This is a genomic window from Streptomyces sp. NPDC088725, from assembly GCF_044751305.1.
GTDB lineage: Bacteria > Actinomycetota > Actinomycetes > Streptomycetales > Streptomycetaceae > Streptomyces.
In genome coordinates, this window is the sequence record NZ_JBIVLO010000001.1 from 789,710 (window position 1) to 802,974 (window position 13,265).

At 72.3% G+C, this 13,265-nt stretch carries 11 protein-coding genes; all 11 read left to right on the top strand.

Going from position 1 to position 13,265, the window contains the following annotated elements:
• The first annotated feature begins 57 nt into the window (after positions 1-57).
• The 11 genes from ACIP6N_RS03350 to ACIP6N_RS03400 all read left to right on the top strand — a co-directional run bounded on the left by ACIP6N_RS03350 (position 58) and on the right by ACIP6N_RS03400 (position 13,265).
• Positions 58-2,202 carry a glycoside hydrolase family 27 protein gene (locus tag ACIP6N_RS03350; RefSeq protein WP_401812640.1) on the top strand — a complete coding sequence of 715 codons (2,145 nt, stop codon included), beginning with the start codon at positions 58-60 and terminating at the stop codon, positions 2,200-2,202.
• 144 nt (positions 2,203-2,346) lie between these two features.
• On the top strand, positions 2,347-3,636 hold the full coding sequence (locus ACIP6N_RS03355; RefSeq protein ID WP_401812435.1) for an ABC transporter substrate-binding protein: 1,290 nt from the start codon (positions 2,347-2,349) through the stop codon (positions 3,634-3,636).
• A 1-nt stretch (position 3,637) separates the two neighbouring features.
• Positions 3,638-4,543 carry a carbohydrate ABC transporter permease gene (locus ACIP6N_RS03360; protein ID WP_401812437.1) on the top strand — a complete coding sequence of 302 codons (906 nt, stop codon included), beginning with the start codon at positions 3,638-3,640 and terminating at the stop codon, positions 4,541-4,543.
• Complete coding sequence (locus ACIP6N_RS03365) at positions 4,543-5,451, top strand: carbohydrate ABC transporter permease (RefSeq protein WP_401812438.1); 909 nt, start codon at positions 4,543-4,545, stop codon at positions 5,449-5,451. The genes ACIP6N_RS03360 and ACIP6N_RS03365 overlap by 1 nt, the downstream gene beginning before the upstream one ends.
• A gap of 17 nt (positions 5,452-5,468) precedes the next feature.
• A complete protein-coding gene (locus ACIP6N_RS03370; protein WP_401812439.1) occupies positions 5,469-7,610 on the top strand; it encodes an alpha-galactosidase in 2,142 nt (713 codons plus the stop codon).
• Between the two features lie 234 nt (positions 7,611-7,844).
• Complete coding sequence (locus tag ACIP6N_RS03375) at positions 7,845-8,603, top strand: SDR family NAD(P)-dependent oxidoreductase (RefSeq protein ID WP_401812440.1); 759 nt, start codon at positions 7,845-7,847, stop codon at positions 8,601-8,603.
• 42 nt (positions 8,604-8,645) lie between these two features.
• Entirely contained in the window at positions 8,646-9,473 is an 828-nt protein-coding gene (locus tag ACIP6N_RS03380; RefSeq protein ID WP_401812442.1) for a FadR/GntR family transcriptional regulator, read from the top strand.
• Positions 9,470-10,615 (top strand): galactonate dehydratase, encoded by a 1,146-nt coding sequence (dgoD, locus tag ACIP6N_RS03385; RefSeq protein ID WP_401812443.1) that lies wholly within the window; start codon positions 9,470-9,472, stop codon positions 10,613-10,615. Before ACIP6N_RS03380 ends, dgoD begins: the two co-directional genes overlap by 4 nt.
• A gap of 8 nt (positions 10,616-10,623) precedes the next feature.
• Positions 10,624-11,436, top strand: coding sequence for a hypothetical protein (locus tag ACIP6N_RS03390; RefSeq protein WP_401812445.1), 813 nt, complete (start codon positions 10,624-10,626; stop codon positions 11,434-11,436).
• Positions 11,437-11,500: 64 nt separating this feature from the next.
• The gene (locus ACIP6N_RS03395) at positions 11,501-12,196 is read left to right on the top strand and encodes a bifunctional 4-hydroxy-2-oxoglutarate aldolase/2-dehydro-3-deoxy-phosphogluconate aldolase (RefSeq protein WP_401812447.1); all 696 of its coding nucleotides are present in this window, start codon (positions 11,501-11,503) and stop codon (positions 12,194-12,196) included.
• 91 nt (positions 12,197-12,287) lie between these two features.
• A complete protein-coding gene (locus tag ACIP6N_RS03400; RefSeq protein WP_401812449.1) occupies positions 12,288-13,265 on the top strand; it encodes a sugar kinase in 978 nt (325 codons plus the stop codon).

The window sequence follows — 13,265 nt, forward strand, 5'->3', positions numbered from 1 at the left end:
GGGGCGTCTGTGAACCCCAACTCCCGGGAGAATCAAGTGACTTCGCTTCGTGCAGGGATGGTGCGTGCCCGGCGGGCCGCAGCCGCCCTCGGGGCCGCCGCGCTGGTCGCGCTGGCGGTGCCTCCGGCACACGCCGCCGAACACCCGTCCCGCCCGGCGGGCGCCCCGGACCGGCAGCGGATCGACCAGGGCGCCCCGTCGTACTACGCCAGCGGTCTCGCCCCCACCCCGTACATGGGATGGAACACTTACTACGGTCTCGGCGCGCCGACCGAGGAGCAGGTCAGGAGCGTCGCCGACCGGCTCGTCAGCAGCGGGCTCAGGGACAGCGGCTACGACATCGTCTGGCTGGACGGCGGCTGGCAGGCGGACGTGCCGCGCGACAGCCGGGGGCGGCTCGCCGCACACCGGGAGCGCTTCCCCTCCGGCATCCCCGCGCTGGTCACCTACCTCCACCAGCGCGGTCTCAGGGCGGGCATCTACACCGACGCAGGTGACTACGACGGCGGCAAGAGCTGCGGACTCGGCAGCCGGGGCCACTACAAGCAGGACGCCAGGCAGTTCGCGGACTGGAAGATCGACGCCGTCAAGGTCGACTTCCTCTGCGGGATCTCCGCGGGCCTCGACCCGGGCCCCGCGTACCAGGAGTTCAGTGACGCGGTCGCCGCCTCCGGCCGGCCGATGCTGCTGAACTTCTGCAACCCGCTCACCGACGACTGGGGGCTGCCGCACACCCCGGCGCAGGACGCGCACAACGCGTACGTCTACGGGCCCACCACCGCCGACTCCTGGCGCAGCGGCACCGACATCGCGTACGGCACACCCACGGCCGGCGAATGGCCCAACGTGCTGCGCAACATGGACGCCAACGCCTGGCACCCGGAAGCCCAGGGTCCCGGCCACTACAACGACCCCGACTACCTGATCCCCACCCGGACCATGCCGGACGGCTCGTACGAGCTGTCCGAGGAGGAGTCCACGACCCAGCTGGTGATGTGGTCCGAGATGGCCTCGCCGCTGGTCATCGGCTCCGACCCGCGCACCCTGCCGCAGTCGATGACCGACACACTGAACAACCCCGAGATCATCGCGGTCGACCAGGACCCGCTGGCCGTCCAGGGAGTACGGGTCGCCACCGACGCCACCGGTGACGTCTACAGCAAGGTCCTCCAGGGCTCGGGCAGGCGCGCGGTCGTGCTGCTCAACCGCTCGGACCGGGCGGCCGCGCGTACGGTCGACTTCGCCGACGCCGGACTCACCGGCCGGGTGGCGGTGCGCGACCTGCGGGCCAGGAAGAGCGCGGGCACCCGCACCGGCTCGTACACGGTCACGGTCCCCGCGCACGGCACCGCCTTCCTCGCGCTGACGGGCACGGACGGCGCGCCAGGAGTCCCGCTCGGCACGGACTCCTCGGCGAGCCCCGCGCTGGTGCGCGACGGCGACCGGCTGACCGCGTTCACCCGGGGCACAGACGGTTCGCTCCGCGCACAGAGCGGACGTGACGGGAAGTGGTCGCCTCGCACCACGAGTCTCGGCGGTCCGGCCGGCGGCCGGATCCTCGGCCAGCCCGCCGCCCACGCCTCGGCCGGCGGCCGGGTCGACGTCTTCGTGCGCGGCACGGACGACGCCGCGTACCGGCGGACCTTCAGCCAGGGCCGCTGGGGGAGTTGGCACAAGCTCGGCGGAACGCTCACCGACGCGCCGACCGTCGCCTTCGACAGCGCCGGGCACTGGACGCTCTTCGCGCGGGGCGAGGACGGTGACATCGTCTCGCGCGGTGAGAGCGGCGGCTGGACCTCCGTCGGCGCCCCGGCGGGCCTGACGGTGTACGGGCGCCCCTCCGCCGTCACCGACGCGGCGGGCGCCGTGCACGTCGCCGTACGCACCGCCGACGACGCGGTGTGGGAACGGGTGCGTGACACGTCGGGAGGCTGGTCCGACTGGTCCTCGCTGGGCGGCACGGTCAGCGGCAGTCCGACGCTCGTGGTGTCGGGTGACACCGTGCACCTCTACGCGCGCGCCGGCGACTACACCCTCTGGGAGCGGTCCGCCGCCGGCGGGAGCTGGGGCGACTGGTCGGCGCGTACGGAGTTCGCGAGCGGTGTGTTCGACGGCTCGCTCGGGGCGGTGGCGGGTCCGGACGGCAGTGTGCTGACCGTGTTCCGCGGTGTGGCGGGCCGGGTCCATCAGGCCACGCTCTGAACGGAGTTGAGAGCGGCCATCAGCAAATAAATTAGTAATTAATCTTGACGCCGGTCCAGCACCGGGCCAGTCTGTATCCGCCGAACGAGAGCCCGGCCGTCAGGGGGCCGGGCTCCGCTCCGTGGGCGTAGAGGGAGTTCTTCCATGATCACGTCACCACCCGGCCGCCGCGGCTTCCTCGCGGGCGCGGGCGCCGTCGGCGCCGCCGCGCTGATGAGCGGCTGTGTCACCTCCGCCCCGGCCGGCAAGGGCCAGTCGGGCAGCGGCCCCGTCACCCTGCAGTCCAACCTCTCCTCACCGCTGGCCAAGACCGCGATGGAGGAGCTGATCGAGGCGTTCGACAAGCGCGGTGGCGCGACGGCCAAACTCAACACCGTCGCCTCCGAGACCTTCCGGACGCAGCTCCCGACGTACCTGACCTCCGCCAACCCGCCGGACCTGCTCACCTGGTACCCCGGGTCCGTGGCCGACTCGTACGCGCGCAAGGGCCTGCTGCTCGACGTCAGCGACATCTGGACGAAGCCCGAACTCTCCGGATACTCCGACGCGTTGAAGACACTGTGCACCTCCTCGGCCGGCCAGAAGGTGTTCGTCCCCACCGCCTACTACTGGTGGGGCGTCTTCTACCGCAAGTCGAACTTCGCCAAGTGGGGCGTCAAGGAGCCCAAGACCTGGGACGAGTTCCTGGATCTGTGCGACACACTCAAGTCCAAGGGTGTCGCGCCCATCGGGCTCGGCGCGGGCGGCAACACCGCCTGGGTGGCCTCCTCCTGGTTCGACTATCTCAACATCCGTATCAACGGCGCGAAATACCACCGCGACCTGCTCGCGGGCAAGCACCGCTTCGACGATCCCGAGGTCCGCAAGGTCTTCGACCGGTGGAGCGAGGCGCTGCCCTACTTCGACCCCAACGGCACGGCCCTCCCCTTCCAGGACGCCACCACCGCGCTCCTCCAGGGCCGTACCGGCATGATGCTGATAGGCACCTTCTTCGCGGACGCCGTCCCCAAGGGCCAGCTCGACGACATCGACTTCTTCCGATTCCCGGTCATCGACCCGAAGATGCCGATCGTCGAAGAGGCCCCCACCGACGGGTACTTCGCCAGCGCGCGCACCGGTCGCAAGGACGAGGTCAAGGAGCTGATGCGCTACCTGGCCACCGCCGAGGCGCAGGAGATCTACCTCAAGGGCTCCTCCGGCACCTCGCTGCCGACCCACCCCGACGCCAAGGACAGCGGCACACCCCTGGTGAAGAAGGGCCGCGCGCTGATCGAAAGCGCCTCCGACGTCACGCAGTTCTTCAACCGCGACTCCAGCGACGCCCTGGCGCCCACCGCCGACACCGCGCTGACCCGCTACCTCTCCAAGCCCAAGGAGATCGGGTCCATCCTCACCACCTGGCAGCGGGACGCGCAGAAGATCTGGAGCCGGTGAGATGGCGGTTCTCACCGCCGCACGCCGGTCGCGGCGACAGGGCGCGACGAGGGTCCCGCCCGTGGTCCTCGCCTTCGTCCTCGTGCCGCTGCTGGCCGAAGGCTTCTGGGTGTTCTGGCCGGCCGTCCAGGGCTTCTGGCTCTCCCTCACCCAATGGGACGGCGTCACCGCCCCGCGGTTCGTCGGCCTCGCCAACTACCGCGAGATGCTCGGCGACAGTGTCTTCCGCTCCGCGCTGCTCGACACCGTGCTGTGGCTGCTGCTCTTCGGCGGGCTCTCCGCGCTGCTCGGTCTCGGCGCCGCCCTGCTGCTCCAGCAGGAGCGGCGCGGTGTGGGCTTCTACCGGGCGGCCCTCTTCCTGCCCGTGGTGTTCTCGCTCGTCGCCACCGCGCTGGTGTGGCAGGCCATGTACCAGCCCGACGGCCTGATCAACACCACACTCGAAGGGGTCGGGCTCGGCAGCCTCACCCACGCCTGGCTCGCCGACCAGGACACCGCGCTGTACGCCGTCATCGCACCCGCCCTGTGGCGCCAGATCGGCTACGTGATGGTGCTCTACCTCGCCGGCCTCAAGGGCATCGACCCGGTGCTGTACGAGGCCGCCAAGGTCGACGGCGCCTCCCCCTTCCAGCGGTTCCGCCACATCACCATGCCGCAGCTCAGCAGTGTGAACGCCGTGGTGCTCTCGGTCATCGTGATCGACTCACTGCGCTCGTTCGACGTCATCTGGGCACTCACCCGCGGCGGCCCGTACCACTCCTCGGAACTGCTCAGCACCTACATGTACTCCACCGCCTTCCAGTCCCTGCGGCTGGGATACGGCTCCGCGCTCGCGGTCGTGATCTTCGTGCTGGCCTTCGGGGTCATCGTGTCCTACCTCGTCCGCGCCTTCCGGGAGGCCGACTGATGACCGTCACCCACGCCCCGGCGCAGCCCGCCGAGGCGCGCGACACCGCCCCGGCGCCACGGGCGGGCGGCCGCCACCACGGCCGGCGCCGCATCTGGGCGACCGCGGGCTTCCATCTCGGCGCGGGACTGCTGTCCGCGCTCTGGCTGGTGCCCATCGCACTCGTCCTCGTCACCGCCACCCGGTCCTTCGACGACATCGCCTCCCACGGCGTGGGCAGCCTGCCGCACTCCTTCACCCTCGACGGCTTCCACCAGGCCTGGGTGGACGGCGGCCAGCAGCGGGCACTGATCAACAGCCTGCTCGTCACCGTCCCCACCGTGCTGCTCTCGCTCCTGCTCGCCTCCATGGCCGCGTTCGGACTCAGCCGCTACGAGCTGCCGGGGCGCAGGACCCTGCTCCTGCTGATGCTGGGCGGCAACCTGCTCCCTCCGCAGATCCTGCTGATCCCGGTCTCCAGGATCAGCGAGACGCTCGGGCTCTACGACTCCCTGTACGCGCTCATCGGTGTCCAGGTCGGCTTCGGCGTCGGCTTCTACGTCTTCGTCCTCCACGGGTTCATGCGGTCCGTCCCGCCGGAGATCCAGCAGGCCGCCGTCATCGACGGGGCCGGGCCCTGGCAGATCTACCGGCGGATCATCATGCCGCTCGCCAAGCCCGCGCTCGCCGCGCTCGGCGCCCTCTCCTTCACCTGGATCTTCAACGATCTGCTGTGGGCCATCACCGTGCTGCGCACGGACTCCCGGATGCCCATCACGGCCTCTCTCCTGGGACTCCAGGGGCAGTTCGTGTCGATGTGGAACGTCGTCGCGGCGGGTTCGGTCATCGCCGCCGCGCCGACCGTCGTCGTATTCCTGCGGTTCCAGCGCCACTTCGTGGCCGGACTCAACCTGGGAGCAGTCAAGTGAGCGCGCACGAACCGGCTGTGAACGAACCGGCTGTGGATGAACCGGCCGTACCCGGGCCGGCCGCGCACGGCCGCTGGATCCTGCGCACCGAGAACACCACCTACGCCGTGGCACTCGCGGGCGAGGGACGATGGGCCGAACTCACCGCCTGGGGCCCGCACGGTGTCGAGCGGGGACCCTCACCGCTCGACTGGTCACGCCGTACCCACTTCATCACCCCGGCCGACGCGGCTCCGGCCGAGTACATCCCGTACGGGCTGCGGCCGTTCACCGGAGCCGACCTCGTCGCACAGCGCCCCGGCGAGGAGCGCGGTGTGTGGTGGCGGTTCTCCTCCGCGACGGCCGACGCGGACCGTGCGCTGCGGCTGGTCTTCACCGACGACACACTGGGGCTGGAGACGGCGCTCTGCTACGAGACCGTGCCCGGCACCGACGTGATCCTGCGCTGGACGGAGCTGACCTGCACCGGCGAGGACGAACTGCGCCTGGAACGCTTCGACTCGGCGGCCGTGAACATCCCGGCGGCCGACGGCGCCCGGCTCACGTACCTCACCGGACAGTGGTCGCGGGAATTCCAGCTCACCCAGCTCGAACTGACCCGTGGCCGCTTCGAGATGGCCTCCACCCAGGCCGTTCCCGGCCATGCGTACGCCCCGTGGCTCGCCGTCCAGCACGCCGCGTCACCGGACGGGCGTGAGACGCCCACGTACGGCATCGCACTGGAGTGGCCGGGCAACTGGCACATCACAGCCGACGCCGAGCCCGGCGGAGCGCTCCGGGTCCGCGCGGGGCGCGTGCCGCACGAGGGGGCCGTACGGCTCGCGCCCGGCGCCACCCTCGTCACCCCGCGCCTGGCCTGCGCGTTCAGCCCGGAAGGGCTCGACGGCCTCGCCCGGGTCTGGCACCGCTACGAACGGGCTCTGACCGGCGAGCGGATGAACCGGACCCGCCAGGTCCTCTACAACTCCTGGGAGGCCACCGGCTTCGAGGTCGAGGCCGCGAGTCAGCTCGAACTCGCCCGGGCGGCCGCCGGCATGGGCGCCGAGCTGTTCGTCGTCGACGACGGCTGGTTCCCCGGCCGCCCCGACGACACGGGCGGCCTCGGCGACTGGCACCCGGACGAGGCAGCGTTCCCCGCGGGGTTCGACCACTTCATCAGCCAAGTGCGCGACCTGGGGCTGGACTTCGGACTCTGGGTCGAGCCGGAGGCCATCAGCCCGAAGTCCGCGCTGTACGCGGAACACCCGGAGTGGGTCTACCGCGTGGAGGGCCGTCCCGCCACGCTCGTACGCAACCAACTCCTCCTCGACCTCGGCCGCGAGGACGTCCAGGACTTCGTCCTCACCACCCTCGACCGGCTGCTCGGCGACCATGCGATCAGTTACCTCAAGTGGGACATGAACCGTCCGCCGACCGAGCGAGGCAGGCCGGGCGGCGGCCCGGTGGAGCAGCAGGACCTCGATGCCGCGCACGTCGCCGGCTACCTGCGGGTCCTCGACCATCTGCGGACCCGCCACCCGCGGGTGACCGTCGAGGGCTGCGCGGGCGGCGGCGGCCGGATCGAACACGCCACCCTCGCCCGTACGGACGTGGTGTGGCCCAGCGACAACACCGCGCCGCTCGACCGGCTCGCCATCCAGTACGGCTACCTCCACGCCCACGCCCCGCACACCATGAGTTCGTGGGTCACCGACTCGCCGGGCGTCTTCGACCCGCGCCCGCGTTCGCTCGGCTTCCGTTTCGTCAACGCGATGGCCGGTGTGCTCGGCATCGGCGCGGACATCCGCACCTGGTCTCAGGAACAGCGCGCCGAGGCCGCCCGGTGGGTCGCCCGCTACAAGGAGATCCGCGACGTCGTGCACCACGGCGAGGTGCGGCTGCTGAACACACCGTCGGACGCCACCTGCGGAGCGCAGTACGAGGAGCCGGGCGGCGGCCGCGTCGTCGTCACCGCCTGGAACACCGGACGCCTCGACGGCGCGCCGCTGGTGCCGGGCCGCCCGGCCCGGCTGCGGCTGCGCGGCCTGGATCCGGCGGCCCGGTACGTCGACGGCGCGTCAGGAACCGAGTTCAGCGGGGCCCATCTGCTGCACGCGGGGCTGCCGTTCGCCTGGACAGCCCAGTACGACGCGGAACTGGTCGTGCTGACGAGACAGTGAACCGGACCCGGCGCGCCCGGTCACTGAAGCAGCCAGGGACACCGGGAGCCGCGCCGCCGGACACCGCGCCGGTGGCAACCGGGTCGCCGGCCGACACACCGCCGGCCGGGAACAACGGCGTTCGCGACACCGGCATGCCGGGCACGGCCCGGCACTGGCAGCATCACGGCAGGACCACGCACGCGAGCAGGGCGCGACGAAGCACCCCCGGACCCCAAGGAGCAGAACCGTCCCATGAACGCATCCGCCCGCTTCACCGACCGCGTCGCCGTGGTCACCGGAGCCGCCTCGGGCATCGGCGCCGCCACCGCGCGGCGGCTGGCCGCCGAAGGTGCTGCCGTCGTCCTCGCCGACATCGCCGAGGAGCGCGGCGAGGCCGTCGCCGCGCGCGTCCGCGAGGACGGCGGGCGCGCCACGTTCGTCACGGCGGACGTCACCGGCCAGGACGACTGGGACCGCGTTCTCACCGCGGCCCGTGCCTACGGCCCCGTCGGCGTCCTCGTCAGCAACGCGTACACCGTGGACGTCACCCCCGCGCACGAGATGTCCCTCGCGTCGTGGGAGCGCCAGCTCGCGGTCAACCTCACCGGCGGTTTCCTCGGCTTCAAGACGCTGCTGCCCGACCTGCGCGCGGAGCGGGGCGCGGTCGTGCTGACCTCCTCCGTCCACGCGCACAAGGGCATCCCGGGACATCCCGCGTACGCCGCCACCAAGGGCGCGCTCCTCTCGCTCTGCTCTCAACTCGCGGTGGAGTACGGGCCTCAGGTGCGGGTCAACGCCGTACTGCCGGGGCCGATCCTCACCGCCGCGTGGGACCGGGTGCCGGCGGAGGACCGGCAGCGCAGCGTCGCGGAGACCGCGGCACACCGCTTCGGGAAACCCGAGGAGGTCGCCGCCGCGATCGCCTTCCTCGCGGCCGGGGAAGCCTCCTACATCACCGGAGCGAGCCTGCTCGTGGACGGCGGCTGGAGTGTCGTCAAGGCCTCCGCCTGACCACCGCCGTCCCTTTACGGATCAGCAGAAAGGCAGAACGACATGACGCCATACGCGCGCCGCGGAGTGCACGGCCAGACCGTGGAGACTCTTGCGCGCCGGGTGCTCAGTGGCGAGATCCCCGAGGGAGCGACGCTCGATCTCGTGGCGCTGCAGAGCGAGTTGGACGTCAGTCTGACCGCGTTGCGTGAATCGCTGAAGGTGCTCGCGGCCAAGGGGATGGTCGACGCACGGCAGAAGAGAGGCACCTTCGTCAGAGCGCGCGCCGACTGGAACCTGCTGGACGCGGACGTCCTGCGCTGGCAGTTCGCCGAGGGCACCACCTCGGGCGCGGACGCCGGTCTGCTGCGCAGCCTCGGTGAGGTCCGCGGCATCATCGAGCCGGCCGCGGTCAGGCTGGCCGCGCGGCGCCGTACCGACGACGACCTCGACGCCCTGGAAGCGGCACTGCGGGCGATGGGGGACAAGGACGGCGGGGCGGCGCACGCGGTCGAGGCCGACCTCGCGTTCCACCGCGCGCTCCTCGCGGCCACCCACAACGAGCTGCTGGAACGCATGGAGATGGTCATCGAGTCCGGCCTCGCGCACCGCGACGAGATCGTGCACAGCTCGCCGCACGGCGAGGACCCCGTACCGAGTCACCAGGCGGTCCTCGACGCCGTACGCGCGGCGGACGAGGACGGCGCGGAGCGCGCGATGCGGGCCCTGCTCGACCAGGCGGTACGCGACCTCGACAAGGTGCACGGCAGCCGGCGCGCGGCCGGCTCCCGTACGACCGGCTCCCGGACGAAGGACTCCCCGGCGAAGGGCTCCCCGGCGAAGGCCTCTCGGACGACCGGCTCCCGGACGGAAGGTGCCGGAGAGAAGTGAAGATCGTTCGTGTCGAGACGTTTCTCGTTCCGCCCCGCTGGCTGTTCTGCCGCATCGAGACCGACGAGGGCGTGGTCGGCTGGGGCGAGCCCGTGGTCGAGGGCAGGGCCGAGGTGGTGCGCGCCGCGGTCGGCGTCCTCGCCGAGTATCTGGTCGGCCGGGACCCGCTGCGGATCCAGGACCACTGGCAGGTACTGAGCAAGGGCGGCTTCTACCGGGGCGGTCCCGTGCTCTCCAGCGCCGTCGCCGGGATCGACCAGGCGCTGTGGGACATCGCGGGCAAGGTGTACGGAGCCCCCGTGCATGCCCTGCTCGGTGGCCCGGTCAGGGACTCGGTCCGGGTCTACGCGTGGGTCGGCGGTGACGAACCGGCCCGGCTTGTCGAGGAGATCGGCGCGCAGGTCGAGGCGGGTTTCACCGCCGTCAAGATGAACGCGGCGGGACGCACTCCGGCGATCCTCAGCCAGGCGGAGACCGCCGGGGTGGTGGAGCGGGTGGCCGCCGCGCGTGAGGTGCTGGGGCCGCACCGGGATGTGGCGGTCGACTTCCACGGCCGGTTCAGCCCGGCGGGCGCCCGCCGCGTGCTGCACGAAATCGCCCCGCTGCACCCGCTGTTCGCCGAGGAACCGCTGCTGCCCGAGCACGGTCATCTGCTGCCGGGACTCGTGGCGGCGAGCACGGTTCCCATCGCGACGGGTGAACGGCTTTACGGACGTTCGGAGTTCCTGCCCGCCCTCGCCGCGGGCATAGCCGTCGCGCAGCCCGATCTCTCGCACGCGGGCGGCATCTCCGAGGTCCACAGGATCGCCTCGCTGGCCGAGACGTACGGGGCGCAGCTCGCCCCGCACTGCCCGCTCGGGCCGATCGCGCTTGCGGCGAGCCTCCAAGTTGCCTACAGCACACCGAACTTCCTCATCCAGGAGCAGAGCCGCGGCATCCACTACAACAAGGACGCCGACCTGCTGTCGTATGTCGTCGACACGGAACCCTTCCGGTTCACGGACGGCCAGGCGCACCGTACGGACCTGCCGGGACTCGGGATCGACGTGGACGAGAAGGCCGTACGGGCGGCGGACCGCACCGGGCACGCGTGGCGCAACCCCGTATGGCGGCACGCCGACGGGTCGTTCGCGGAATGGTGAGCGCGACGGTGAGCGGAGCCACGGAAGGACCGGTGGTCGTCACCGACCCGTCGCACGGCGGGCGTTGGACGTCGCTGCGGTCAGGCGGTGACGGTCCCGGCGGCGGCCGGGAGTGGCTGTGGCACCGCGACGAGCCGCGCAGGGCCGGAGCACGGCCGGGTGACGCGTTCGCCGACGCGGGCGGCCTCGAGGAGTGTGTGCCCACCGTGCGCGGGACCCCGGACCACGGGGACGCGTGGTCGCGCGTCTGGCGGTGCGACGATGGCGAAGAGACCGTCGACTGCCCGGACTTCCGCCTCGTACGGAGCATCGCCACGCTCCCCGGGCGGACCGTCGCGGACTACCGGCTCACAGCCGCGCCCGGCTACCGCTTCCTGTGGGCCGGGCACGCGCTGCTGGACGTCTCCGCGCGCGCCAGGGCCGAGATGCGGCAGGGCGCGGCGGTCCGGCTGTATCCCGACGGCGGGGCGCGGTGGACACCGGGCAACTGGCCGCGGGCGGCCGGGCTGCGGCTGGATCTGCTCGGCCCCGACGACGGCACGGCCGTGGGCGCGGTGGTCGGTACACCGGAGGCGTATGTGCACGACGGCGCCGACACACTGCACCTGGCTCTGGAAGCCGAAGGACAGCCCGTCTCCGTCGCGTTGTGGCGCAACCTCGGCGGCTTTCCCGAGACCGCGCCGTACCGCTCGATCGGTGTGGAGCCGATGCTCGGCCGGGTCTTCGACCTGGCCGAGGCGGGCGAAGGCGACGCGGCGTGTGTCCCGGCGTCCGGCGAGGTGCGCTGGCGGCTGACGGTGACCTCGACGCACCGGTGGTGAGACGCGCGGCCGCCGACAGGGACGGCCGCCGGTCATAACGTACGAGAGAGGAACGACAACCGTCATGGATCTGCTGGGCGCGCTGCGCGCACACCGTCTGGTCGCCATCGTGCGGGGCGACGACGCCGACGCGGCGCTCAGGACCGTACTGACCCTGGTCGAGGAGGGCGTCACTCTCGTCGAGGTCTCACTGAGCGGGCGCGGCGCCCTCGGCGTGATAGCCCGGGCCCGCGCCGCCCTCGGCCCCGGTGCGCCGCTGGGCGCGGGCACGGTCCTCAGCGCCGGCGACGCCCACGCGGCCCACGCGGCGGGCGCGGACTTCATCGTCACCCCGGCGGTGGGCGACGGCGTCGCGGCCGCCAAGGATCTGGGACTCCCGGTCCTCGCGGGGGTGATGACACCGACGGACATCCTCTCCGCACGGCGGCTCGGCGCCGACGCGTTCAAGCTCTTCCCGGCCGCGCAGGCCGGCGGCCCCGCCTACCTGCGGGCGCTGCGCGGGCCGTTTCCCGATCTGCCGTTCGTACCGGTCGGGGGCGTGGACGCGGCTGCCGCGCGGGCCTATCTGGAGCAGGGAGCGGTGGCGGTGGGCGTCGGATCTCCGCTGATCGGGGACGCGGCCGACGGCGGTGCGGCCGGCGGGGCCGCGCTGGACCGGCTGAGGCGGCGGGCGGGCGATTTCCTGGACGTGGTCGGAACCGCGACCGGGACCGCCGCGAGGGACGACGCCGAATCCTTCGCCGGAGAGGAGACGAAGTGACGAACAGGTTTGTCCGCGTGGGGCGTTGGCCGGGGCGGCTCGAACCGGCCAGGGGCATCCGCAGGGGCGGCGGCCGCCCGGAGGAGTACGTATGAGCGCGGCCGAGAGCACCGGGGGACCGGTGGTCTGCGTCGGCGAGACGATGGCCGCCCTGGCCCCCGACCCGGTGGCGCCCCTGGGCTCGGCCGACCTGCTGCGTCTGGACGTGGCGGGAGCGGAGTCGAACGTCGCGATGTACCTCGCCGACCACGGTGTGCCGGTGCGCTGGGTGTCGGCCGTGGGCGACGACCCGTTCGGGCAGCGGATACGGGAGCGCGTCGCCGCGTTCGGCGTCGACGTCTCCGGCGTACGGACCGACCCGTCGCGCCCCACCGGCCTGCTGGTCAAGGACCCGGGCGCGGACGGCACACGCGTCCACTACTACCGGCGCGGGTCCGCGGCCTCCGCGCTGGGCCCGGAACTGCTGCGCACCGAAGCCGTGCGGGGCGCGGGGCTCGTCCACCTGACGGGCATCACCCCCGCGCTGTCGGCGAGTTGCCGCGCCCTGGCCGAAGCGGCGCTGGCGGCGGAGCGGCCGTACACCGTCAGCTTCGACGTCAACCACCGCCCCGCGCTGTGGCCGGACGACTCGGCGCCGCGCACGCTGCTCTCACTGGCCGGCCGCGCGGACATCGTGTTCGTCGGCCTGGACGAGGCCCAGGCACTGTGGGGAGACGGCCTCACCGACGCCGCCGCGGTACGGAACCTGCTGTTCGGCCCGCACACACTGGTCGTCAAGGACGGACCCCGGGACGCCACGGCCTTCGTCGGTGCGGCGTCCCACACGGTCCCCGCGCTGACCGTCGACGTGGTCGAACCGGTGGGCGCGGGAGACGCGTTCGCCGCCGGTTTCCTGGCGGGCCTGCGCCGGTACGACGACCCGGTACGCGCGCTGCGCCTCGGCCACCTGACCGCGGTCTCGGCCCTCGGGGTCGCCTCGGACCACGGGCCCCTGCCACCGGCGGACCGGACGGCGCACCTGCTCGGAGCGGACGAGGAGGAGTGGGACTGTCAGTGCCGTCCGGCATGA